15 protein-coding genes are annotated in these 22,570 nt (G+C 62.6%); 5 read left to right on the top strand and 10 right to left on the bottom strand.

Annotation, left to right across the window (positions count from 1 at the left end; translation table 11 throughout):
* Positions 1–2 precede the first annotated feature (2 nt).
* From ACW9UL_RS11085 to ACW9UL_RS11075, 3 genes are read left to right on the top strand one after another with little or no spacing between them, the layout of a single operon-like run.
* Positions 3–5,426: a PAS domain S-box protein gene (locus ACW9UL_RS11085; RefSeq protein WP_457790839.1), complete on the top strand. Its 5,424-nt coding sequence runs from the start codon at positions 3–5 to the stop codon at positions 5,424–5,426.
* A complete protein-coding gene (locus tag ACW9UL_RS11080; protein WP_457790837.1) occupies positions 5,423–5,881 on the top strand; it encodes a response regulator in 459 nt (152 codons plus the stop codon). The genes ACW9UL_RS11085 and ACW9UL_RS11080 overlap by 4 nt, the downstream gene beginning before the upstream one ends.
* Positions 5,878–9,090, top strand: coding sequence for an EAL domain-containing protein (locus tag ACW9UL_RS11075; protein WP_457790835.1), 3,213 nt, complete (start codon positions 5,878–5,880; stop codon positions 9,088–9,090). Before ACW9UL_RS11080 ends, ACW9UL_RS11075 begins: the two co-directional genes overlap by 4 nt.
* Before the next feature lie 208 nt (positions 9,091–9,298).
* Here ACW9UL_RS11075 and ACW9UL_RS11070 read toward each other — a convergent pair whose 3' ends face one another.
* The 10 genes from ACW9UL_RS11070 to doeA all read right to left on the bottom strand — a co-directional run bounded on the left by ACW9UL_RS11070 (position 9,299) and on the right by doeA (position 20,290).
* The gene (locus ACW9UL_RS11070; protein WP_397498786.1) at positions 9,299–10,168 is read right to left on the bottom strand and encodes a DMT family transporter; all 870 of its coding nucleotides are present in this window, start codon (positions 10,166–10,168) and stop codon (positions 9,299–9,301) included.
* A 48-nt stretch (positions 10,169–10,216) separates the two neighbouring features.
* Positions 10,217–11,005, bottom strand: a complete 789-nt coding sequence (locus ACW9UL_RS11065; protein WP_397498785.1) for a maleate cis-trans isomerase family protein — start codon at positions 11,003–11,005, stop codon at positions 10,217–10,219.
* A 1-nt stretch (position 11,006) separates the two neighbouring features.
* The gene (locus ACW9UL_RS11060) at positions 11,007–11,951 is read right to left on the bottom strand and encodes a cyclodeaminase (protein WP_397498784.1); all 945 of its coding nucleotides are present in this window, start codon (positions 11,949–11,951) and stop codon (positions 11,007–11,009) included.
* Entirely contained in the window at positions 11,938–12,933 is a 996-nt protein-coding gene (gene eutB, locus ACW9UL_RS11055) for a hydroxyectoine utilization dehydratase EutB (RefSeq protein WP_397498783.1), read from the bottom strand. Before eutB ends, ACW9UL_RS11060 begins: the two co-directional genes overlap by 14 nt.
* Before the next feature lie 76 nt (positions 12,934–13,009).
* On the bottom strand, positions 13,010–14,416 hold the full coding sequence (locus tag ACW9UL_RS11050; protein ID WP_397498782.1) for an aspartate aminotransferase family protein: 1,407 nt from the start codon (positions 14,414–14,416) through the stop codon (positions 13,010–13,012).
* Between the two features lie 141 nt (positions 14,417–14,557).
* Complete coding sequence (locus ACW9UL_RS11045; RefSeq protein ID WP_397498781.1) at positions 14,558–16,030, bottom strand: NAD-dependent succinate-semialdehyde dehydrogenase; 1,473 nt, start codon at positions 16,028–16,030, stop codon at positions 14,558–14,560.
* A 231-nt stretch (positions 16,031–16,261) separates the two neighbouring features.
* On the bottom strand, positions 16,262–16,741 hold the full coding sequence (locus ACW9UL_RS11040) for an Lrp/AsnC family transcriptional regulator (protein WP_397498780.1): 480 nt from the start codon (positions 16,739–16,741) through the stop codon (positions 16,262–16,264).
* A 195-nt stretch (positions 16,742–16,936) separates the two neighbouring features.
* Positions 16,937–17,971, bottom strand: a complete 1,035-nt coding sequence (locus ACW9UL_RS11035; RefSeq protein ID WP_397498779.1) for a TRAP transporter substrate-binding protein — start codon at positions 17,969–17,971, stop codon at positions 16,937–16,939.
* 56 nt (positions 17,972–18,027) lie between these two features.
* Positions 18,028–19,086 carry a N(2)-acetyl-L-2,4-diaminobutanoate deacetylase DoeB gene (gene doeB, locus ACW9UL_RS11030; protein ID WP_397484984.1) on the bottom strand — a complete coding sequence of 353 codons (1,059 nt, stop codon included), beginning with the start codon at positions 19,084–19,086 and terminating at the stop codon, positions 18,028–18,030.
* A gap of 16 nt (positions 19,087–19,102) precedes the next feature.
* Complete coding sequence (gene doeA, locus ACW9UL_RS11025) at positions 19,103–20,290, bottom strand: ectoine hydrolase DoeA (protein WP_397498778.1); 1,188 nt, start codon at positions 20,288–20,290, stop codon at positions 19,103–19,105.
* A 177-nt stretch (positions 20,291–20,467) separates the two neighbouring features.
* Here doeA and ehuR point away from each other — a divergent pair, with 177 nt between their 5' ends.
* Both ehuR and ACW9UL_RS11015 read left to right on the top strand, forming a co-directional pair.
* Positions 20,468–21,868 (top strand): MocR-like ectoine utilization transcription factor EhuR, encoded by a 1,401-nt coding sequence (gene ehuR, locus ACW9UL_RS11020; protein ID WP_397498777.1) that lies wholly within the window; start codon positions 20,468–20,470, stop codon positions 21,866–21,868.
* Between the two features lie 148 nt (positions 21,869–22,016).
* Positions 22,017–22,553: a TRAP transporter small permease gene (locus ACW9UL_RS11015; RefSeq protein ID WP_397486230.1), complete on the top strand. Its 537-nt coding sequence runs from the start codon at positions 22,017–22,019 to the stop codon at positions 22,551–22,553.
* Positions 22,554–22,570: the final 17 nt, after the last annotated feature.

The raw sequence follows: 22,570 nt of genomic DNA, 5'->3' as shown, positions 1-22,570 counted from the left end.
GCATGAAGACCCGCTACCTGATCGCCGAAGCCTACCTGCACGTGCTGGCCTTCGCCCTGATAGGCATGGGCGTGGCCGGCCTGTTGGGGTTCAGCACTATCGAACAGCCCACCCCACATAAGGTAGTGCTACTGCCAGATAGCGCGCTGATGGCAGTGCTGATGGGTAGCCTGTTGCTGGCAGCCACCCGCCAGGCCACACAACTATTGGCTCTGTTCTCCGCACTCCTGGGAGGTGTCGCCCTTTACACCCTCGCACACAACCAACTGGCCGGCGGTGCCGACAATGGCCAATCATGGCTCAGCGGCTTCCTGCGTATGCGCAGCGGCCTGGCTCTTATCTTGCTCGTAGCCATCCCAACAATCTGCCTGTGCTTGGGTTCGACTCTGTCCAGGCGGGCCGCTCGACTGATCGGTATGGTGGGGATCATGTTTGCAGTCTGGCTGCAAAGCTCGGAAAGCCTAGACAACTGGCCGGCCCTCAGGCTTGGCTTCAAATACTCCTCCTCTCACCTCGCCAACCTCTTCATCCTGACATTGAGCATCGCCATATTGCTGCTGAGCAGGCTGCCAGCAGAGATGCGTGGACAGCTCGATCGGATCACCCTAGCGGCTGGCATGCTCAGTGCGTTGCTGACCAGTAGCGCCTGGTACCTCCTGAGTGCGCAGGCTATCGATAGCCTGGGTCGCGAAGCCGACCTGCTGCTCGCTAAAGCACAGGACGCGACTACCGGCGAACTGGAACACCACCTGGCCCTGATGCAGCGCCTGACGGAACGCTGGCAGATACTCGGCCAGTTGCCATCGCCGCGCTTCTGGCAGCAGGAAACCAACAGCTATCTACGAGACTTCCCACAATTAGGGGTGGTGGCCGTACTTGACGAGCGTTTCCAGACACGTTGGGTGCATGCCCGCAAGGTAGAGCACTCCACATGGTTGGGACGCTTCCTACGCAACCCTGAGCATCAAGGCTGGCTGCAACATGTGCTGGAGGATAATAGCCCCCACATGAGCAAGGCGGTGCGGTACGAACACGGGATTTTTGGCACACTGATCGCCAGCCCGCTGCACCTCCCCGGACAGCCGCCCTGGCTGGTAGTCGCCAGCGTCAATATTACCGGCAGCCTGAGAACACTGATTGATAGCAAGCCAGAAGGACTGGCTGTCAGGTTATTCGAGGAACAATCACTGCTCTTCGACTCGAACCAAGGTCGAGCGACCTTATTCGACACCCCCATCAGCGAACGCCTGGTACAGCTGCACCACGGCCAGACCTGGGTACTGCACAGCTATGTTCCCAGTGCGGAAGCTCTGGGTAGCTCGCGCTTCCTGGCAACCGTGGTATTGCTGTTCGGCCTTACTCTGAGCTTCCTGCTGATGCTCAGCCAGCGCCTGGCCTGGCTGGCCAACGAACGCTCGCAGCACCTGGCGCAGCTCAACGACCAGTTGCAGTTCAGCCTGGCCGGGCAGACGCGCGCGCAGAAGCTCAACCAGCGCATCATGCAGTTCACCCTCGACGTGCTCTGCTCGGTCGACGGCGAAGGCCGCTTCCGCGAGATCAGCCCGTCCTGCGAGAAGCTGTTCGGCTACAAGCCCGAAGAGCTGATCGGCCGCCGCTATCTGGAGCTGGTGCTGCCCGAGGACCGCCAAGCGACCGAGGCGGAGGCCGCCGCCATCATGTCCGGGCGGCCGACCCGCACCTTCCGCAACCGCTACCGCCACCGCGACGGCCAGGTGCTGCACGTGCTCTGGTCGGCCGACTGGTCGCCGGAGGAGCAGACCCTGTTCGCCGTGGCCCACGACATCACCGCGCTGGTGCAGAACGAGGCCTATGCTGAAAGTCAGCGCGACATCCTCAGCATGATTTCCACCGACCGCCCGCTGCGCGAAGTGCTAGAGGCGATCTGCCAGATGGTGGAAATCCAGCAGCCCGAGGCGTTGTGCTCGGTGCTGCTGCTCGACGACAACGGCCAGCACCTGCACACTGGCGCCGCACCCAGCCTGCCGGAGGCCTACAATCGCGCCATCGACGGCGTCGCCATCGGCCCGAACGCCGGCAGTTGCGGCACCGCCGCCTTCCGTAAGCAACTGGTGGTGGTCGAGGACATCGAACGCGACCCTCTGTGGCGCGACTACCGTGAACTGGCCCGCCCGCACGGGCTCAGGGCCTGCTGGTCGTTCCCGCTGATATCCCACCAGGGTAAGGTGCTCGGCACCTTCGCCATCTACCAGCGCCGCCCCAGCGCGCCGGACGACGAGCAGATCCAGCAACTGGCCAATGCCGCGCAGCTGGCAGCCATCGCCATCACCCGCAGCCGCGACCGCCAACGCCTGCAGGAGAGCGAGCAGCGTTTTCGCTCGCTGTTCACCTTCAACCCGGACCCGGTGTTCTCCCTCGACCTGCAGGGCCGCTTTCTCAGCCTCAACGGCGCCGGCGTGCAACTGACCGGCATCGGCGAGGCACTGATCGTCGGCGAACACTTCTCCGGGATGATCGCCAAGTCCGATCGCGCGCGCACCGAGCAGCATTTCGCCGCCGCCTGCACCGGCATCCCGCAACGCTACGAGACCCATATTCTCGGCCCGGACGGGCAGCAGCTGGCGCTGGACATGACCAACCTGCCGATCATGGTCGACGGGCAGATCGTCGGCATTTTCGCCATCGCCAAGGACATCAGCGAACGCGAGCACATGACCGCGGCCCTGCAGCAGGCCCTGGAACACGCCGAACACAAGGCCGAACAGCTGCGCGGCCTGAGTTCGGCGGCCATCGCCAGCGCCAAGCTGCTCGACCACCAGATACTGATCGACTACCTGGTGGAACAGGTGCGCCTGGTCGTCGGCGCACACCAGGCGGTGATCAGCCTGCCCCGCGGCGACGACTGGGCCCAGTCGATCAGCGGCGTGTCCCTATCAGATAAATATGCCGCCTGGCGCAACTACATGACCCGCCCGGACGGCAGCGGTATCTGCACTCTGATCTGCCAGGACAACCAGCCGCTGCGCCTGAGTCAGGCCGAGCTGGAACGCCACCCGCGCTGGCGCGATTTCGGCGAGCATGCCGGGAAGCACCTGCCGATGCGCGGCTGGCTGGCCGTGCCGCTGATCGACAAGGACGGGCGCAACCTCGGCCTGTTGCAGCTGTCGGACAGATACGAAGGGGAGTTCGAAGAGGACGACCAGGTGATTGCCCAGCAGTTCGCCCAGATGGCCGTGTCGGTGCTGGAAAACAGCCGCCTGTTCAATGAGGTGCTGGCCGGCGACCAGCGCTTGCAGCAGCAACTGGATTTCACCTCGGCGATCACCGACAGCATGGCCGAGGGCCTGTTGGCGGTGGATGCACAGGGCCGCCTGAGCTTCCTCAACCCAGCGGCCCAGGCGCTGTTGCAGCAGGGCGAGCAGGACCTCAGCGGCCAGCCGCTGGCCCAGGTACTGCCGCTGCAGCCCAGCCAATGGCCGCTGCCGACGGCGGACGACGAGGCCGTGCACGGCGAACTCCTCCTGCATGGCGAACGCCCGCGCACCCTGCTCTACGACGCCCGGCCGATGAGTGGCGGCGCCGACAACGGCGGCTGGGTCATCGTACTGCGCGACATCACCGCACTGCGTCAGGCCGACCAGGCGCTGCGCGAACGCAACCAGTTCTTCAACCTGTCGCTGGAAATGTTCTGCATGATCGGCCAGCAAGGCCAGTTCATCCAGGTCAACCCGGCCTTCGCCAGCACCCTGCGGCATACAGCGAGCACGCTGATCGGCCAGCCTTACCTGGAGCTGATCCATCCCGAGGATCGCCGCCTGGTGGAGAACGCCATCGAACAGCTGCAGCGCGGCGCCGTGGTCAAGGACCTGGAGATCCGCGTGCACGACGCCAGGGGCCAGCAGCTCTGGCTGCAACTCAGCGTGGCACTGGCCGACGACCAGGTAATCTACTGTGCCGCCCGCGACATCAGCCTGCAACGTATGGTGGCCGAGCAGGTACGCCAGAACAACCTGCTGCTGAGCTTGGCCGGCCACATCGCCAAACTCGGCGGCTGGTCGATCGAGCTGCCCAGCCGCCAGGTGGTCTGGTCGGAGGAGATGCACAGCCTGCTAGGGTTCCCGGTCGGCACCCTGCCCGACCTGAGCGAATGCCTGCAGCTCTACCTGCCGGCCTATCGCGAGCGGGTGACCAAGGCGGTCGAGGACTGCATCGAGCAGGGCATCGGCTTCGACCTCGACGTGGAGATGCTCGACGCCCACGGCAAGCATCTGTACGTGCAGGTGGCCGGCCAGGCGGTGCGCGACGAGCACGGGCGGATCGTGCGCATCTCCGGCGCCCTGCAGGACATCAGCGAGCGCAAGCAGGCGCTGAAGCAGGCGCAACGCCTGGCCGAACGCCTGGCGACCACCCTGGAAAGCATCAGCGACGCCTTCTTTACCCTCGATAACGACTGGCGCTTCACCTACATCAACCCCGAGGCCGAGCGGCAACTGAACATAAGGGCCGCGGCAACCCTGGGGCAGACGCTGTGGAACGCCCTCCCCGGCTCCTACGACAGCGAGATCGGCCAGCGCTACCGTCAGGCACGACACGACAACCAGGCTTGCCACTTCGAGAGCTTATACGAGCCCTTGCAGGGTTGGTTCGAGCTGCATGCCTACCCTTCCGACGAGGGCCTGGCGGTGTACTTTCAGAACGTCAGCGAACGCCACGCGACCCAGGAGCAGCTGCAACGCACCCTGCTCGAACTGGCGCGCAGCAACCGAGAGCTGGAGGAATTCGCCTTCGTCGCCTCGCACGACCTGCAGGAACCGCTGCGCAAGATCCAGGCCTTCTCCGAGCGCCTCGTCAAGCGCAGCGATAGCCTCGACGACGAAGGCCGCGACTATCTGCAGCGCATGAGCTCGGCGGCGGCGCGCATGCAGGCGCTGATCATCGACCTGCTCGACTACTCGCGGGTCAACACCCGCGGCCAGCCGCTACAGCGGCTAGAACTCGACCAGTTGCTCGACGAGGTGCTGCAGGACCTGGAAACCGCCCTGGAACAGAGCGGCGCGCAGGTTCAGCGTGAGCCGCTGCCGCCGGTGCGGGGCGACGCCAGCCAGTTGCACCGGGTGCTGCAGAACCTGCTGAGCAATGCCTTGAAATTCCGGCAAGCCGGGCAGCAGCCGCTGATCCGCATCTATGCCGAACATCCGAGTGGCGACGCCTGGGTGCTGTGCATCGCCGACAACGGCATCGGCTTCGACGAGAAGTACCTGGACCGCATCTTCAACCCCTTCCAGCGCCTGCACGGCCGCGAAGCCTACGCCGGCACCGGCATCGGCCTGGCCATCGTCAAGAAGATCGTCGAGCGCCACGGCGCCAGCATCACCGCCAGCAGCGCCCCCGGCGTCGGCAGCACCTTTCGCATCACCTTCCCGCCAATGGACGGACCCACACGATGAACGCACTGCACCCCGTACATATCCTGATCGCCGACGACGACCAGGACGACTGCCTGATGACGCGGGAGGCGTTCGCCGAGTGCCGCATCGGCAACCCGCTACACTTCGTGCATGACGGCGAGGCGCTGCTCGACTACTTGCAGCGGCGCGCACCCTACGACGACGATGAACGCTACCCGCTGCCCGGCCTGATCCTGCTCGACCTCAACATGCCGCGCATGGACGGCCGCGAGGCCCTGCACGCGATCAAATCCGACGCGCTGCTACGCGGCATCCCGGTGGTGGTGCTGACCACCTCGTCGTCCGAGGAAGACATCCTGCGCAGCTATGACATGGGGAGCAATTCGTTCATCACCAAACCCGTGACCTATACCGGCCTGATCGAGGTGGTGAAGACCCTCGGCCGCTATTGGCTGGAAATTGTCGAACTCCCCGTGGATGGCAAGCCCGTATGACCCACACCGAAAACCACTGGCGCCTGCTGCTGATCGACGACGACGAAGATGACTTCGTAATCACCCGCGACTTGCTGCGCCAGGCGACGGATACGCCGCTGCAACTGGACTGGTGCGCCGATTACCAACAGGGCCTGACCAGTATCCTCGCCCAGGAGCACGACCTCTACCTGGTGGACTATCGACTCGGCGCCGAATCGGGCCTGGAGCTGATCGAGCAGGCGCACCAGGCCGGCGCCAGCCGACCGATCATCATCCTCACCGGCCATGGCGACGCGCGCCTGGACGCCAGCGCCATCGCCCTGGGGGCGGCGGACTACCTGATCAAGGGCGACTTCGACAGCACCCAGTTGCTGCGCAGCATCCGCTACGCCATCGGCCGCGGCCAAGCCATCGCGCGTCTGGCGGAAAGCGAGCAGCGCTACCGCCTGCTGTTCGAGTCCAATCCCGAGCCGATGTGGGTGTTCAACAAGGAAAACCTGCGTTTTCGCGCCGTCAACCTGGCCGCAGTGCGCTTCTTCGGCTACTCGCAGAAAGAGCTCCTGTCGATGGGCATGCTGGACGTCCGCAGCAGCGAAGAACAGCAACGCTTCCTCGCCTACTTCAACTCCAACCTGCGCGACGTGCCGGTTGCCGACCCGCAGGCCGGGCTATGGCGCTACCGGCACAAGGCCGGCCACGAGGTCATGGCCGAGGTGCTGGTGCATGATTTCGAGTTCGACGAGCAACCCTGCTGCCTGGTGCTGGCCATCGACGTCACCGAGAAACACCGGGCGCGCGAGGAAGCCACGCGGCGCGAACAGTCGTTTCGCAAGCTGCTCGACGATACCCGCGACGCCCTGCTGGTGGTCGACGGCGAAGGCGCCCTGCGCTACGCCAACCCGGCCGCCGAGCAGCTGTTCGACGCCAGCCAGGCGCAGCTGCTGCAGCTGCGCTTCGACCTGCCGCACATCAGCGAAGACCTCTTCGAGTGGAGCCTACAGACGCCAGCCGGCGACGAACTGGAGGTGGAAATCCAGCTCTCCGAGACCGACTGGGAAGGCCAGCAGGTGCGCTTGCTGTCGCTGCGCGACATCGGCGAACGCAAGGAATCGGAGAAGCAGCTGCGCCTGCTCAAGCGCAGCCTGGAAGCCAGCTACAACGGCGTGGTAATAGTCGACGCGCAGGAGTTCGACCACCCGATCATCTACGTCAACCCGGCCTTCGAACGCATCACCGGCTACGGCGCGCACGAGGTCATCGGCCACAACTGCCGCATGCTGCAGAGCGGCGAGCGCGACCAGGCCGCGCTGGACGTCATCCGCCATGGCCTGAGGCAATCCAGCGAAGCTCATGTGGTGCTGCGTAACTACCGCAAGGACGGCAGCCCGTTCTGGAACGACCTGTACATCTCGCCGGTGCTCAACGAGCGCGGCGAACTGACCCACTTCGTCGGCGTGCAGAACGACATCAGCGAGGAGATGCGCTACCAGGACGAGCTGAGTTTCAACGCCAGCCACGACGTGCTCACCGGCCTGCCCAACCGCACCCTGCTGGAAGACCGCCTACGCCAGGGCTGCCAGATTTCCCGGCGCTACCAGCGCAGCCTGGCGGTGATGTTCATCGACCTCGACGGCTTCAAGCCGATCAACGACTCCATCGGCCACCACTTCGGCGACCAGATCCTGACCGAAGTGGCCCTGCGCCTGAGCGCCCAGGTGCGCCCCGGCGACACGGTGGCGCGCATGGGCGGCGACGAGTTCATCGTGCTGCTGCCGGACCTGGCGCGCGAGGAGGACGTGCTGCAGGTGGCCGAGCGCCTGCTGGCCGACATCGCTCGGCCCTACCGCGTCGAGGGCATCGACCTGCACGTCACCGCGAGCATCGGCATCACCCTCAGCGACGGGCTGCTGGAACAGCCCATGCAGTTGATCCAACAGGCCGACCTGGCCATGTACAAGGCCAAGCAGGAAGGACGCAACAACTACCAGTGGTTCACCAACGACCTCAACCAGCGTGTCGGTGAGCGGGTGGTGCTGCGCAACGAATTGCAGAAAGCCATCGAGAACCAGGATTTCACCCTCTACTACCAACCCCAGGTCGACGGCCGCAGCGGCCGGGTGGTCGGCCTCGAGGCCCTGCTGCGCTGGGAACACCCGAGCAGGGGCTTCATCTCGCCGGCGCTGTTCGTGCCCATCGCCGAAGACACCGGGCAGATCATCCAGCTCAGCCAGTGGGTGCTGGACACCGCCTGCCGGCAGATCAAAGAACTGTGCGAACAGGGCATGACCGGGCCAAGCGTGGCGGTGAACATCTCGCCGGTGCACTTTCAGCGCAGCAACTTCGTCGCCGGCATCAGCGCCATGCTCAGCAAGCATGGCCTGGATGCCGAACTGCTGGAGCTGGAAATCACCGAAACCGTGCTGCTGAACAATGCCGAGCGGGCCATCGACACCCTGCACCAGCTCAAGCGCCTAGGCGTGAAGATCGCCATCGACGATTTCGGCACCGGCTTCTCCAGCCTCAACTACCTCAAGCGCCTGCCCATCGACAAGGTCAAGATTGACCGCACCTTCGTCCAGGAAATCATCAGCGACCTCCACGACGCGGCGATCACCCAGGGCATCATCTCCATGGCCCACCACCTGCGCCTGAAGGTGATCGCCGAAGGGGTGGAAACCGAGCCACAGTTCGCCTTCCTGAAGAAGAGCCACTGCGACGAGTTCCAGGGCTACTACTTCGCCAAGCCGATGCCCTTCGCCGAGCTGCAGGACTTCCTGCGCGCACGCATGCTGACCCTGGAGCCGGGCCAGCCGGCCGGCAAGGAACAGGAGCAGGAGCAGGCGCAGACCCTGCTGCTGCTCGACGATGAGGAGAACATCCTGCGAGCCCTCGCCCGCCTGCTGCGCCGCGACGGCTACAAAATCCTCATGGCCACCCGCGCCCAGGACGCCTTCGAGCTGCTCGCCAAGCACGATGTGCAGGTGATCCTCTCCGACCAGCGCATGCCGGAGATGAGCGGCACCGAGTTCCTCAGTCGGGTCAAGGACCTATACCCGAACACCATCCGCATCGTGCTGTCGGGCTACACCGACCTCAAATCGGTTACCGATGCGATCAACCAGGGCGCCATCTACAAGTTCCTCACCAAGCCCTGGGACGACGAACAGCTGCGCCAGAACATCCACCAGGCCTTTCGCGAATACCATGCGGCACATAAAAGTAACTGAAGATTATCTGGCGTAGCTCGAGACGGCCCAAGCACCTGATAATGGAGATCGCTCACTATGGAGGCTTTGTCTGCATATTCAGACGTACGTGAGGTGAGTTCACGATACTCTGTAACTGAACGCAGAAAGGCACTAATCAAGCACGCTCGCCAAGGTGAGAAGCTGGAACGGATGTCCCGGGCGACATACTCAATCCTGGTCTGAATATTCAGGCGGCCAAAGGCCGAGAGCCACTCCGCCAGCCCAGCAGACTGTGGCCGCACAAGGCCAGAAGAATGATGGTGCCGCCCAGCAGAACCTGACCGCTTGGAGCCTCGTCGAGCAGCCACCAGACCCACAAGGGTCCCAGTACTACTTCCAGAAGCAGTAACAGGCCCACTTCAGTGGCACTGATCCAACGCGGCCCCAGCTGTATCAGCATAAACGCCAGCGGCAGCAGCACTCCGGCCATCACTGCCAGCACCAGCCACTGCTGCACGGCAAAGTCCGGAGTACCACCAAAGACGAAACCTAGTAGCGACACCAGCAGCGCTCCGGGGATCAATGCAGGGCTCATGTCCACCGCCGGCTGGCTGCGTGCCAGAGTGAAATTGCCAGCCAGCAAAGTGGCTGCCACCAGGGCCAGAAGATTTCCGCTCAGGCTGCTGCCCGGTGACTCATCCACGACGATCAACAGCACGCCACCCAGGCACACCATAATAGCCATCAGAGTGTGCAAGGCCAGGCGCTCGCCCAGCCAAACCCAGGCCAAGGCGGCAGCAATCAGAGGCGACAGACTGAAGATCAGCAACGTACTGGCCGCCCCGGCCAATCCCATAGCATGCACAAAACACAGGGTACTGAAGCAGTAACAAAGCGCACAGCCAAGGCCGGTCCAGCCACACCGGTGAAATGCCCCAGGCAGCTCAGTACGATAGCGCCAGGTCAACAGCAAGCTGAGCCCGAGCGCCATCAGCAGGCCGCGCCAGGCCAGGATCTGCATGGCATCACCGGCCAACCAGCGCAGCACCAGGGCATCTGGAGAGATTACCAACATGCCCAGCGTAGTGAGCAGCAAACCCTTCTGTCTGTCACGCATCCCGGTATTCCTTCAAGGCCATCCAATGAGCGGCTACAAACTCCCCTCTCAGCGCGGCCCCCAGCTGTCTACCAGCAAGCTGCCAAAGCCCGGCGGTCGGTGTACGCAGCCTGCCAGTTGCAGGGCATGCCAGAACAGCGCCTGGTTACTTGAGATGACCGGCAAACCGAGACGCTTTTCCAGTGCATCAAGCAGGCTCAAGGTACGTAGGTTGGTACAGGCGAGAAACAGCGCATCGACTCGTTGACCGGCGAGCAGCTCCAGTGCCGCCGCCTTGATTGCAGCAGCCGGGATACGCGGAATCTCGGCGTCATCCAGCACGGCGAAGGTGCCGAAGGCCACCACTTCGTGACCGGCCTGCTGCAACCCCTGGTGAAGTGGGTAGTTCACTTCACCGATATAGGGTGTCAGCACGGCAATGCGCCGCGCATCGAGGCCGCGCAAGGCGGCTTTGACCGCGCTCCAGGGATTGCTTACTGGTACCCCGGGATGAGCCTGACTAAGCAGGCGAGTCACCTGCTGCTCGCCGATCAGCATACTGCCGGAGGTACAGCCGAACGCCAGCACATCCAGCGCCAGCCCTGGAACCAACAGGGAGCTGGACTGGGCAAGATTCTGCGCCAAACCGCGCAGCCCTTCAGTGGTCACGGTAGGGCTGCAGGGGGTGCGCGTACTGTACAACTCGACCCGCTCGCCGAGCAGTTGACGCCATTCGTTCTCCAGGGTGAAGTCACTGGCCAGCTGCACCAGGCCGATGCGCACATGTCCGTCATCCGTTGTGCGCTGGAAGGGGAAGATCCGTTGCAGACTCTGGAAGTCGGCGAAAGAGAGGCTCATTTCAGACTCCCTCGAGTAGACGCGCAGCATAGTTGGCGATTGCGGTATCCTGCACACCCGTACCTGTCAGGTCGCACACACTGATCTGTTCGGCACTGCTGCGCAGGGAGCGGCCCGCGGCAATCAGGCTGCCTAGTTCGAATACCTCACGCTGCAGCGCCGGGGCATGATGCAGCTCGCCAAGAGCCTGCGACTGGCTGAGGCGGTCGACCACCACAAGGTCGGCACTGGCCAGGATGGTGGGCTCCAGCTCGTTCTTGTGCGGGTTGTCCGAACCCATGGCGGTGACGTGGATACCCCTTGGCAGGTCGCTCCAGCGCAGCACCGGTTCGCGTGCCGGGGTAGTGGTGACCACGATGTCGGCCTCGGCGCAGGCGCTGGCGGCACTGGTGTGCACGGTCACCGGCAGGCCGTGATGGGCACGCATATGAGTGGCATAGGCCTCGGCCTTGGTGTGGTCGCGGGCGTATACATGTACTTCATGGATATCCCGAACCAAGCGCAGGGCCGCGACCTGCAGTTCGGCCTGCAGGCCGGCGCCAATCACCGCGACGCTGTGCGCATCGGCGCGGGCCAGGTGCTTGGCGGCGATGGCGCCGGCCAAGGCGGTACGGATGTCGGTCAGGTAGCCCTCGTCGAACAACACCGCCTCGACCAGCCCGGTCTTGGCCGAGAACAGCAGCATCAGGCCATTGAGGCTGGGCAAGCCCAGTTTGGGGTTGTCGAAGAATCCAGGGCTGATCTTGATGGCGAAACGCGGCCAGCCACGGATATGTGCGGTCTTCACATCGACCTCACCGTTGCTCTCGGCGATGTTCATGCTGAGGATCGGCGGCATCTCCACCTCGCCACGACCAAGGGCAGCGAAGCCGGCCTCGACCGCCTCCAGGGCAGTCGCATCGAGCTTGACCCGCTCTGCGATCTGCTTGCGCTTATAGATGTGCATAGGGACGCTCTCCAGCCAGGCGGCAGGCCTCGGCAAAGGTTTCATTCGACAGGTTCTGGCCGCTGACCACAAAGGCCACACGCCGCCCCGACAGCTCCAGGCGATGCTGTTCGACGGCGGCAACACCTACGGCAGCGGCGCCCTCCACCAGCATCTTTTCTTCATGTAGGAAATGCAGCATGGCGCGGGCAATCTGTGCCTCGTCGACCTTGTAACCGCGATCCATGTAGCGCTGGGTCATGGCCAAGGTCCAGGCGTTGTCCAATCCGATACCGCCTCCCAGGCTATCGGCCAGCGAGTGCACCTCCGGCACTTGCAGCGGATGGCCGGCGGCGAGACTGGCGAGCATCGCCGCCCCCTCGCGCATGCTCACGCCAACCACCTCGGCGGCAGGATTGACGCTCTTGACCGCCAGGCCGAGGCCGGCGATAAGGCCGCCGCCTGAGAGACCAGCGAACACCAGGTCGATGTCCGGCTGCTCTTCCATGATTTCCAGGCCACAGGTGCCCTGACCTGCGATCACCAGCGGATCGTCGAAAGGCGGAACATAGGCCAGCCCCTGTTCATCACGCAGGCGGCGTGCCTCGCGATCGGCGTCATCCTGGCAGTCGCCATGGATTACCAGTTCGGCGCCGCTCTGTCGCAGCGCCTCGACCTTGTTGTTTGGCACCAGGTGCGAAATGCATACCGTGACCGGGATGCCCAGGTGCTGCCCAGCATAGGCAAGGGCGCGGCCGAAATTGCCGGTGGACATGGTCACCACGCCACGTTCCCGCTGCATGGGCTCAAGACCGAGCAGTGCATTGAGCGCGCCACGCAGCTTGAAAGAGCCGGTAGGCTGCAGGCAGTCCAGCTTTAGCCAGACTTCGCAGTCCCAGCGCCGCGACAAGGCTTCGGAGCGCACCAAGGGTGTACGCAGGGCCAGCCCGGCGATACGCCGGCGGGCCCGGTAGATATCCTGCAGGCTCAGTTGTTGTTGCATACCAATCCCCAGAGAAGCGCTTTAAACCAAAGCGGCGGGAGACTCCCATGTATCCCCGCCACGTTACCTAGTTGCCTTATTTGGCCTGCCAGGCGCCGCTACTGATCAGCTTGTCGGTGACCTTGTTCACCGCACGCTCGGCACGGGCAACGATGTCGTCCACCTCGCCACGGGTGACCACCAGCGGCGGAGCGAAGCCGAGGATGTCACCGTGCGGCATGGCACGAGCGATCAGTCCCTCTTCCAGGCAGGCTGCGGAAACCATCGGACCGACCTTGAGGTTGGGGTCGAAGTGTTGGCGCTTGCTACGATCGCTGGAGAACTCCAGAGCGGCGAGCAAGCCGATGCCACGAACCTCGCCGACCAGCGGGTGCTCAGCGAAAGTCTGCTGCATGCGCTGCTGTAGGTAGGCCCCGGTATCCCGGGCATTGCCAGTGAGGTTCTCTCGCTCGATGATATCCAGGTTGGCGATGGCCGCCGCAATGCCCATGGGGTGCCCGGAATAGGTGTAGCCGTGGCCGATGGCTCCGTAGGTATCGGTGCCCTGCTCCAGTACTTGCCAAACGCGCTCACCGACTATCACCCCGGACAGCGGCTGGTAGGCCGAGGTCAGCCCCTTGGCCACGGTGATCAGGTCCGGTTTCATCTCGTAGTATTGCGAACCGAAGTCGACACCCAGGCGGCCAAAGCCACAGACCACCTCGTCGGCGATCAGCAGGATGTCGTACTTGTCCAGCACCTTGCGGATCTCCGTCCAGTAACCCTGCGGAGGCGGCACGATGCCGCCGGTACCGAGCACCGGTTCACCGATCATCGCCGCGACCGTATCCGGGCCTTCGGCGAGGATCATCTCCTCGAGTTGCTGCGCACAGTAGCGGGAGAATTCCAGTTCGCTCATGGCGTCGTCGGGACGACGATAGTAGACCGGCGCCACGGTGTGCTTGATGCGTTCGAGCGGCAGGTCGAAGTGAGCGTGGAACACCGGCAGGCCGGTCATGGAACCGGAGGCGATACTCGAACCGTGATAGCCACGGTCGCGGGAGATGACCTTCTTCTTCTCCTTACGGCCGAGGATGTTGTTGTAGTACCAGACCAGCTTGAGCTGGGTTTCGTTGGCGTCCGAACCGGACATGCCGTAGTAGACCTTGCTCATTCCCTGGCCGGCGAGCGCGACGATACGCTCGGACAGGGTGGCCATGCCCTCGGTGGTGTGGCCGACGTAGGTGTGGTAGTAGGCCAGCTGCTTGGCCTGCTCATAGATCGCCTCGGCCATCTCGTTGCGGCCATAGCCGATGTTCACGCAGTACAGGCCAGCGAAGCCGTCGATGAACTGGTTGCCCAACGAATCCTGGATACGGATGCCCTGGGCGCCGGTGATGATCCGCGCCGGGCTCTCGCCATGGGCATGTTGCTTGAGATGGGTGGAGGCGTGAAACACGTTCTGGCGGTCGATCTCGATGATCTTCTGGGTGTCGATGGTCATGGCAGTGCCCTCATGGAATTCGTTTGTGGTTGGTGCCGTTGCGGTTTTCCGGCGAAGACCGCGTATTCAGTAGGTTTCAGTTATTGGAAACGTAGCGAGCGCTGGCCAGGTGGCGCATCGCGCATGACGCCCGCGCAGATCTCAACTGCCGCTTGCACTGGGCAGACCACCCAGGCAGTAGTACTTGATCTGGCTGTACTCATCGAGGCCATGGCGTGAGCCCTCACGGCCGAGGCCGGACTGCTTGACGCCACCGAATGGCACGGGCGGGCCGGTCATCTTTACCGAGTTGACGCTGACCATGCCGAACTCGAGGCCGCGCAACAGCCGCCAGACCGGTCGCATGTCGTGACCGTAGACGTAGGCAGCCAGACCGTATTCGGTGTCATTGGCCTGGGCGATCAGTTGCTCCAGGTCGTCCCAGGCCAGCACGCCGGCCACAGGGGCGAAGTTTTCTTCCCGATACACACGCATATCCGCGGTCACATCGGCCAGCAGGGTCGGCATGAAAAAGTTGCGGCCCGGCGCCTGGCCCTGGTCACCGACTAGCAGGCGCGCGCCCTTGGTCACTGCGTCGTCTACCAGTTCCTGGGCCTTGGCCACCGCCTTGGCGTTGATCAGCGGCCCCTGATTGACCCCGCGGACCAGACCGTTGCCCACTGTCAGCTCGCCCATGCGCCGGGCGAAGGCCGCCAGAAACGGTTCATACAGTGAGCGATGAACGAAGATGCGATTGGCCGCAAGACAGTCCTGGCCAGTGGTCTGGAACTTGGCGTCGATCGCCGCCTGGGCAGCCTGCTCCACGTCCATGTCTGGAAGGACGATGAAAGGCGCGTTGCCGCCCAGCTCCATCGAGCACTTCTTCACCGTGGCCGCAGCCTGCTGCAGCAACAGGCGACCGACCCGGGTCGAGCCGGTAAAGGACAGTGCCTTGACCTTGTCGCTGGCACAGAGCACCTGGGAGACCATCTCCGGCTCGCCAGTAATGACGTTGAAAACTCCGGCGGGGAAGCCGGCACGCTCCGCGAGCTCGGCCAGGGCCAAAGCGGAGAACGGCGTCTCGCCAGCCGGCTTGACCAGCACAGTGCAGCCTACAGCAAGGGCCGCGGCGGCCTTGCGGGTAATCATCGCGCAGGGAAAGTTCCACGGCGTGATCAGCGCGGCAACGCCGATCGGCTCGCGTACGCTGCCCAGTTGGGCGTCGCGAATGTGGCTGGGGATGGTCTCGCCGTAAGCGCGCCGCGCCTCCTCGGCGAACCAGCGAATGAAGGACGCGGCGTAGTCGATCTCGCCACGGGCCTCATCCAGCGGCTTGCCCTGCTCGAGGGTCATCAGCCTGGCCAGGTCTTCTTTGTTCTCCAACAGCAGATCGTGCCATTTACCGAGTATCACGCCACGTGCGTCCACCGACAGCGCACGCCAGGCCGGCAAGGCGGCTTGCGCCGAATCGATGGCGTGCTCTATCTGGTTCGCGTCCAGCTGGGTGCAGCGCCCGATTGTTTCTTCGCTGGCTGGATCGATGACCGCTTCATCGCGCCCCTCGTGACCGGCAACCCATTTACCGTTGACGTAGGCCAACTGGCGAACCAGGCGTGGATCTTTAAGCATGTGCATGGACGGTATCCCCTCTACTTGCTTTGCGCAGCGGGTTCGCGGCGCAAGGCGTGGTGCGTGTTTACGGCTTCCACTTTAGGGTTTGCCAGTCAGCGATTTTTTCTCTTCAAAGGGGGCGGGTGGGCTGTTTTTTTTCTTTGCCGGTGGCGTGCTGATGTTTTTTTCTGCACCACGGGCCAGGCACGAAACGGCAGCATCAAGGGGGGACAGGGTGGCTTACAGAAATGCCGGCTAGGCTTCTTCTTCACCGTCTAGCATCAGCGGAGGTTCACTGTGTTTGATGGTCTTGGTCACGATGTAAGTGAAGTAACGCTCGATGCCCAAATCGGTCATCAGCCAGCGGTCGATAAGGCGCTGGTACTGGTCGATGTCGCGCGCCATGACCTTGACGATATAGTCGATGCCACCACCAGTGGCGTAGCACTCGGTGACTTCAGGACATTCCTGCATGGCATTTTCAAAACGCTGGAAGGCTTCACGGTTGTGCTGTTTAAGGCTGATCTCGACCATCACCGAGGCACGTTTGAGCAGAATCTCGGTATTCAGCTGAGCACCGTAGCCGCGAATGATTCCGGCCTCCTCGAGACGTTTGACCCGCTCCCAGCAGGGGCTGATAGATAGGTTGATGGCTTCGGCCAAGCTGGACTTGGTGATCCGCCCATTGCACTGCAGGATGCGCAGAATCTTCAGGTCATAGCTGTCCAGACGCATAAACGGCTCCACGGCGAAAAAGGCCGCACCCCGCCACAGGGGCGAGGTTGCTCGGCATAAGTGTTGCTGGGATCGATCTGCAGCATGGCTCTCGTTGCGCCTAACCCATCCTGCATGCCTGCCCAGAACGTTGGCCCGCCCCGAACAGAGCAACACTGCAAAAAAACCGGCGGAGTGGCCCGCCGGCAACAGGGGTTACTGCTTTTCCAGCTCCATGATTTCCTGCTCCAGGGCCTTGAGCACAGAGCCGGCTTCGGGGCCGGCTAGTTGCACCAGCTTCTCGCGCATAGGTTGACTGGCTGCGCGGAAAGCCGCTTGCTCGTCTTCGGTCAGACGCACCAGCTGGATACCCGGTTTGGCCTGTTTGATCTTTTCCAGACGCTCATCGTTGTACTTGGCCTGAGTCTCGAAGATGTAAGGCGCCAACTCCTCCACAGTCTCGTCGATAAGTGCACGCTGCTCCGCAGGCAGCCCCTGGTACCAGGACTCGCTGGACAGGACGGCAACCGTGAACTGTTGGTGTCCCGACCAGGTCATGACATCGTTGACCTCATAGAACTTCATTTCCTCGATGGCGAAAACCGGGTTCTCCTGGCCATCGATCATCTTCAGCTGCAGAGCCCCATAAACCTCGGAATAAGGCAGCGGAGTGGGGACAGCACCGAACGACTTATAGGTCTCCACCAGCATCGGTGAGGCCATAACCCGCATCTTCACGTTGGCGAAATCGGCCGGCTTGCGCACCACCTTGTTGGTGGTCCAGACCATATCGCCTTCCGGGTACATGCTCAGCAAACGCAGGTTGCGGGTCTTCAGCTTGTCGGCAACAGGCCCGTAGATTGTTGGGCTCTCGGTCAGCAGCTTGAGGTTCACCGCATTGTCCTGGGATAATAGGTAGGGCACCGAGAACACCTGCATGCCTGGAGCGGTGGAACCAAGAATGCCGGTCGAGCCATGGGTGAACTGCAGGACACCGTTAGCCACAAGCTCCGTGAGATCTTCCGACTCGCCCAGCGCACCGTATGGATAGACAGTAACGCTGATCTTGCCACCGCTCTTTTCCTCGATCAGTTGCTTGAACTTCTGAGCGTAGGCGTCCTGCACGCTGCCGCTGATTTCCTCAAGGGCAAACTTCCATTCCTCTGCAGCCGCCAGGCTCGCCTGGCCAATCAGGGTCAGCCCCATCGCTGCAGTCAGGACCACTTTCTTCAGTGTGCTTAGGGTGCTCATGGTGAGGTCTCCGCTTACTGTTATTGTCATTTGGTTGCGACCGGACCTGCCGGCCTCTAGCTTTCGACGATGTCGGCGATTACCGCCAGGGTGTCGCCGATGTCCACCAGTGCGGGAAAACGCCGGGCAACCAGGAGCCCATCCCGTTCCGCACGATATTCCACGGCCGGCGTGCCGGTGCGCTCGAACGCATGTACCCGCGCAACGAGGTCGCCTCGCTTGAGGCGATCGCCCAGGCTACGGGTGAGTTCGAGAATGCCGCGATGGGTGCTCTGCACGTAGCAACTGGCATCGGGCATATCCAGTTGCAGCCGCGGCTCGTCGGCAAGCTCCAACTCGCCAGCGAGAATCCCGGCAAACTTTAGGAAGTTGCGCACACCACGATCGGCCAGGGCCATGGTTTCGGGGGTGCTGGTGCCGCCGCCACGCAGTTCGGTGGTGACGAACACCTTGCCCTGGGACTCCACCGCCGTGTCGTACAACGAAGCTGCATCCAGCTCGAAGAGAATCATGCTGGCGGCAGTACCGAACAGGCGTGCACCTTCGATGCACTTGGCCTCCTGCTGTGCGTCCGGTAGTCGGTGGGCTGCGGCGAACGGCAGGATGTCCAGGGTCTTGCCACCGGAATGTATATCCAAGGCATAGTCACACAACGGAATCAGGTGCCGCTGAAAGTAATCGGCGATACGCTCGGTCATGCTCCCTGTAGGGTTGCCGGGGAAAGAGCGGTTCATGTTGCCTTTGTCGATCGGCGAGGTACGGCTGCCGTTCTGCACGGCCGGGTAGTTCATCGCCGGGACGATGATCACCCGCCCCTGGACGTCCTCTGCCCGCAGCTCTCCAGCCAGCTTGAGCAACGCGGTGATGCCCTCGTATTCGTCGCCGTGGTTGCCGCCGGTGAGCAGCGCGGTAGGACCCACGCCGTTCTTCACCACGCTGATGGGGATCATGATGCAGCCCCAGGCCGACTGGTCATGGGAGTACGGCAGCTTGAGGAAGCCGTGCTGCACACCGTCTCGCTCGAAATCGACCGTGGCACTGAGGGTGGTGGCACGAACCTCGGCAACGCTCGACCGCGTGTTTGCCTGCAGTTCCGCTTCGGATGAAATATTCATGGTTGCGCTACTCATCTCAGGCCTTCACGAATAACTGTCGCGGGAAGTCGCAAAGGGTTTCCACCCCGCTCTCGGTAATCAGGATGCTCTCGGTGGTCTCCAGGCCCCAATCATCCAGCCAAAGGCCCGGCATAAAGTGGAAGGTCATGCCAGGTTGCAGCACCGTGGTGTCGCTCTCACGCAGGCTCATGGTGCGCTCGCCCCAATCCGGCGGATAACTCAGACCGATTGGATATCCGCAACGGTTATCTCCGCGATCGTAACCGTAACGGCGCAGGGTGCTGTTCAACTCCCTGGCGATGTCACCGCAGGTATTGCCCGGTTTGGCGACCGCCAGACCCGCCTCCAGGCCAGCGTTGATCGCCTCCTCGGCCTTGCGAAAAGCGGCTGACGGTTCGCCCAAGTAAAGAGTGCGCGACAGCGGGCAGTGGTAGCGTTTGTGGCAGCCGGCAATCTCGAAGAAGGTACCTTCCCCCTTCTTGAACGGGCGATCGTCCCAGGTCAGGTGCGGCGCCGAAGCGTCCTTGCCTGAAGGCAACATGGGCACGATAGCTGGGTAGTCGCCGAACTTACCCTCGTGACCGACACAGGCAACCCGATAGATTTCACCTACCAGCACGTTCTTCGGCAGACCCGGTTCGACCATTTCGATGATCGCCCGATGCATGTTCTCGACGATGCGCGCGGCCACACGCATGTACTCGATTTCCAGCGGCGACTTGACCGCTCGACACCAGTTGACCAAGCCAGTGGCATCGACCAACTGTGCCTGCGGCAGACCACGTTGCAGCGCCTGGTGCGAAGTGGCGCTGTAGTAGTAGTTGTCCATCTCCACGCCGATCGTGCCGCTGGTCCAGCCTCGTGCCGACAGTATTTCCTGGCACAGGTAGTCGAGGGCGTGATGCGGTGGGTTCATCACGTAGCGGTCGCTGTAGGAGGCGATATCCTCCTCCGACATGTAGACGGTGCGACGCGCGCCATTGGCATCGATGCCACGGCCGTACCATAGCGGGTTGCCGTGCTGGCCAATCACCACGCATTGCGGAGTGTAGAAAGACCAGCCGTCATAACCGGTAAGCCAGGCCATGTTGGATGGATCATGCACGATCAGCGTCGTGACCCCCCGCTCAGCCATGGCGGCACGCACCTTGATCAAACGCTGGGCATACTCTTCACGGCTGAAATTCAAAGCGATTTCACTCATGACAGCATCTCGAAAATGAACGCGACGGCGTTCAGGTCTCTATCCAACCGCCCGCACCATCCGGGCGGTTATGCAATGTACTGAAACCTGCTAGAGTGACCGCATCAAATGCAGGTCAATCCGCATGGATCACATATTTATTATCAGTACACTTTTCGTCAAGGACTTTATTGAACTATGACAATAGACCTGAAGCCCTTCATCCGCTCTGGCCAGCCCAAATACCTGGCCATCGGCAACGCCCTCAGTGAAGCGATAAATGCTGGCGCATTGCAGCCCGGCAGCAAGCTGCCGACCCACCGAGAGCTGGCCGAGGTCCTGGGGGTTAGCGTGCAGACGGTAAGCAATGCCTACGCACATGCCGAAAAGCAGGGTGTCGTCTACGCCCAGGTGGGCAGCGGCACCTTCGTGCGCAGCCGCCACGTCAGCCACGAATCGGACTACCTGTCCACCGACGAACACGATGACCCCAGCCGGGGCATCGACCTGTCCACCGCCCATCCGGTATGCACGGCCCGCCATGTCAAGCTCTACCGCGAGGGCCTCGAACGCCTGTCCCGCGAGGGCCGCGATGATTTCATAACATCCTTCCACCCGACCCAAGGCCTGACCCTGCACCGTGACGTGGTCTGCGCCTGGCTAGCCCAGCAGAGAATGCCGGCCAACCCCGATCACATGTTGTTCTGCAATGGCACCGCGCACGCCCTGACTATTGCCATGACGACGATACTCAAGCCAGGTGACACGGTACTCTGCGAACACGAGACGGGCATGCTGCTACTGGCCTTGGCGCAAACCCTGCACTTCAATCTCAAAGGCCTGGCCACAGACGACCAGGGCATTCTGCCCGATGCGCTGGAAACCGCCTGCCGACAGGGGAGCGCGCGGGTGCTGTTCTGCACCCCGACCATGAACAACCCCAACAACAACACCATGAGCCTGGAACGACGTCAGGCGATCGCCGAGCTGGCCCGGCGCTACGACTTGACAGTGGTGGAGGACGACGTTTACGGCGCGCTGCAACCGGACCGCAGCCCGCCACTGTCGGCGCTTATTCCGGAGCGCAGCTTCTACGCCACCAGCCTGACCAAGGTGACCTTGCCTGGCATGCGCGCCGGCTACCTGATCACCCCGCCACACCTAGTGCAGCAAGCCATAGGCCGACTTCGCAGTACTACTTGGATGGCCACCCTGATGCCCTTCGAGATCGCCAGCTGGTGGATGCAGGACGGCACCCTCGACCGCATGATCACCTTTCAGCAGCAGGAGTTTGCGGCACGCCAGCAGATGGCCTGCGAACTGCTCACCGCCTGCCGCTACAAGGCCCATCCCAACGGCATGCATATATGGGCCGAACTGCCGGCGCACTGGCAACCGGAAAAATTCGTCCGCCGGGCACGCCAAGAAGGCGTGATGATCTTTCCGGCGGAGCCGTTCCTGGCCACCGCCGATCGCAACAACCCGTTCGTGCGCATCAGCCTGGGCGCCGAACAGAGCCGCTCGCGCGTTCAGGCAGGACTGGCCACGCTGAATGGGCTGATGGAGGAGATCCCTCCCCCCATGCATTTCGTGTTCTGAAATGACGCACAAAGCAGTTCATGCACCATGAAATAGCACACATGTACTGATTCAAATATTGAATTGACATGGTTTTTTCACAGATGTACTGTCTGGCCTCCACAACAAAAAAAATGCCTGTCGCCATGGCAGCAGGCTGGAGGTGGCAATGGCTTGGCTACATAAACTGGACTGGCTGCTGGAAAAGCTTGAGGCGTTTATCCTCGCCAGCGCGATCCTGCTGATGGCGCTGAACTCGGTCGGCAATGTATTTGGCCGTTACTTGTTCAACCAGAGCCTGTACTTCTCCGAGGAACTCAATCAGTTCCTGATCATCTTCGTCACCTTCATCGGTTGCAGCTATGCCGCGCGGCACAACCGCCACATCAGCATGAGCGCCTTCGTCGAGCAGTTGACTGGCAAGCCTGCCGCCGCCAGCCTCCTGCTGATCAATCTGCTTACCGCCGCCCTGCTGATGTGGCTGACCTGGGCATCCATTGGCTACGTGCAATCAGCCGCGCGCGTTGGCCGCGCCTCATCGGCGTTACAGTTGCCGCTGCATTACATCTACCTGGTCATTCCACTGGGCTTGGGTATGAGTGGCCTGCAGTTCCTGCGCCACGCCTTCATTCAGTTGCTGGTACTGCTCGGCTGCCGCGAAGCACCGCCGCGGCATGTCGACGTCCCCCTCCCCCCGCAAGCCTGAGTACGCACAGCATGGAT

The organism is Pseudomonas sp. PL-6 (genome assembly GCF_054110165.1).
The sequence above is the reverse complement of the archived record's forward strand: the minus strand, read 5'-3'. Positions and strand labels throughout refer to the sequence as shown.

Bases quoted from the DNA above. Each gene is read 5' to 3' on its own strand.
- ACW9UL_RS11085 (WP_457790839.1), top strand. From the start codon at position 3: ATGAAGACCCGCTACCTGATCGCCGAAGCCTACCTGCACGTGCTGGCC.
- ACW9UL_RS11060 (WP_397498784.1), bottom strand. From the start codon at position 11,951: ATGCACATCTATAAGCGCAAGCAGATCGCAGAGCGGGTCAAGCTCGAT.
- ACW9UL_RS11080 (WP_457790837.1), top strand. From the start codon at position 5,423: ATGAACGCACTGCACCCCGTACATATCCTGATCGCCGACGACGACCAG.
- ACW9UL_RS11070 (WP_397498786.1), bottom strand. From the start codon at position 10,168: ATGCGTGACAGACAGAAGGGTTTGCTGCTCACTACGCTGGGCATGTTG.
- ACW9UL_RS11015 (WP_397486230.1), top strand. From the start codon at position 22,017: ATGGCTTGGCTACATAAACTGGACTGGCTGCTGGAAAAGCTTGAGGCG.
- ACW9UL_RS11045 (WP_397498781.1), bottom strand. From the start codon at position 16,030: ATGCACATGCTTAAAGATCCACGCCTGGTTCGCCAGTTGGCCTACGTC.
- ACW9UL_RS11075 (WP_457790835.1), top strand. From the start codon at position 5,878: ATGACCCACACCGAAAACCACTGGCGCCTGCTGCTGATCGACGACGAC.
- ACW9UL_RS11065 (WP_397498785.1), bottom strand. From the start codon at position 11,005: ATGAGCCTCTCTTTCGCCGACTTCCAGAGTCTGCAACGGATCTTCCCC.
- doeB (WP_397484984.1), bottom strand. From the start codon at position 19,086: ATGAATATTTCATCCGAAGCGGAACTGCAGGCAAACACGCGGTCGAGC.
- ehuR (WP_397498777.1), top strand. From the start codon at position 20,468: ATGACAATAGACCTGAAGCCCTTCATCCGCTCTGGCCAGCCCAAATAC.
- eutB (WP_397498783.1), bottom strand. From the start codon at position 12,933: ATGCAACAACAACTGAGCCTGCAGGATATCTACCGGGCCCGCCGGCGT.
- doeA (WP_397498778.1), bottom strand. From the start codon at position 20,290: ATGAGTGAAATCGCTTTGAATTTCAGCCGTGAAGAGTATGCCCAGCGT.
- ACW9UL_RS11040 (WP_397498780.1), bottom strand. From the start codon at position 16,741: ATGCGTCTGGACAGCTATGACCTGAAGATTCTGCGCATCCTGCAGTGC.
- ACW9UL_RS11050 (WP_397498782.1), bottom strand. From the start codon at position 14,416: ATGACCATCGACACCCAGAAGATCATCGAGATCGACCGCCAGAACGTG.
- ACW9UL_RS11035 (WP_397498779.1), bottom strand. From the start codon at position 17,971: ATGAGCACCCTAAGCACACTGAAGAAAGTGGTCCTGACTGCAGCGATG.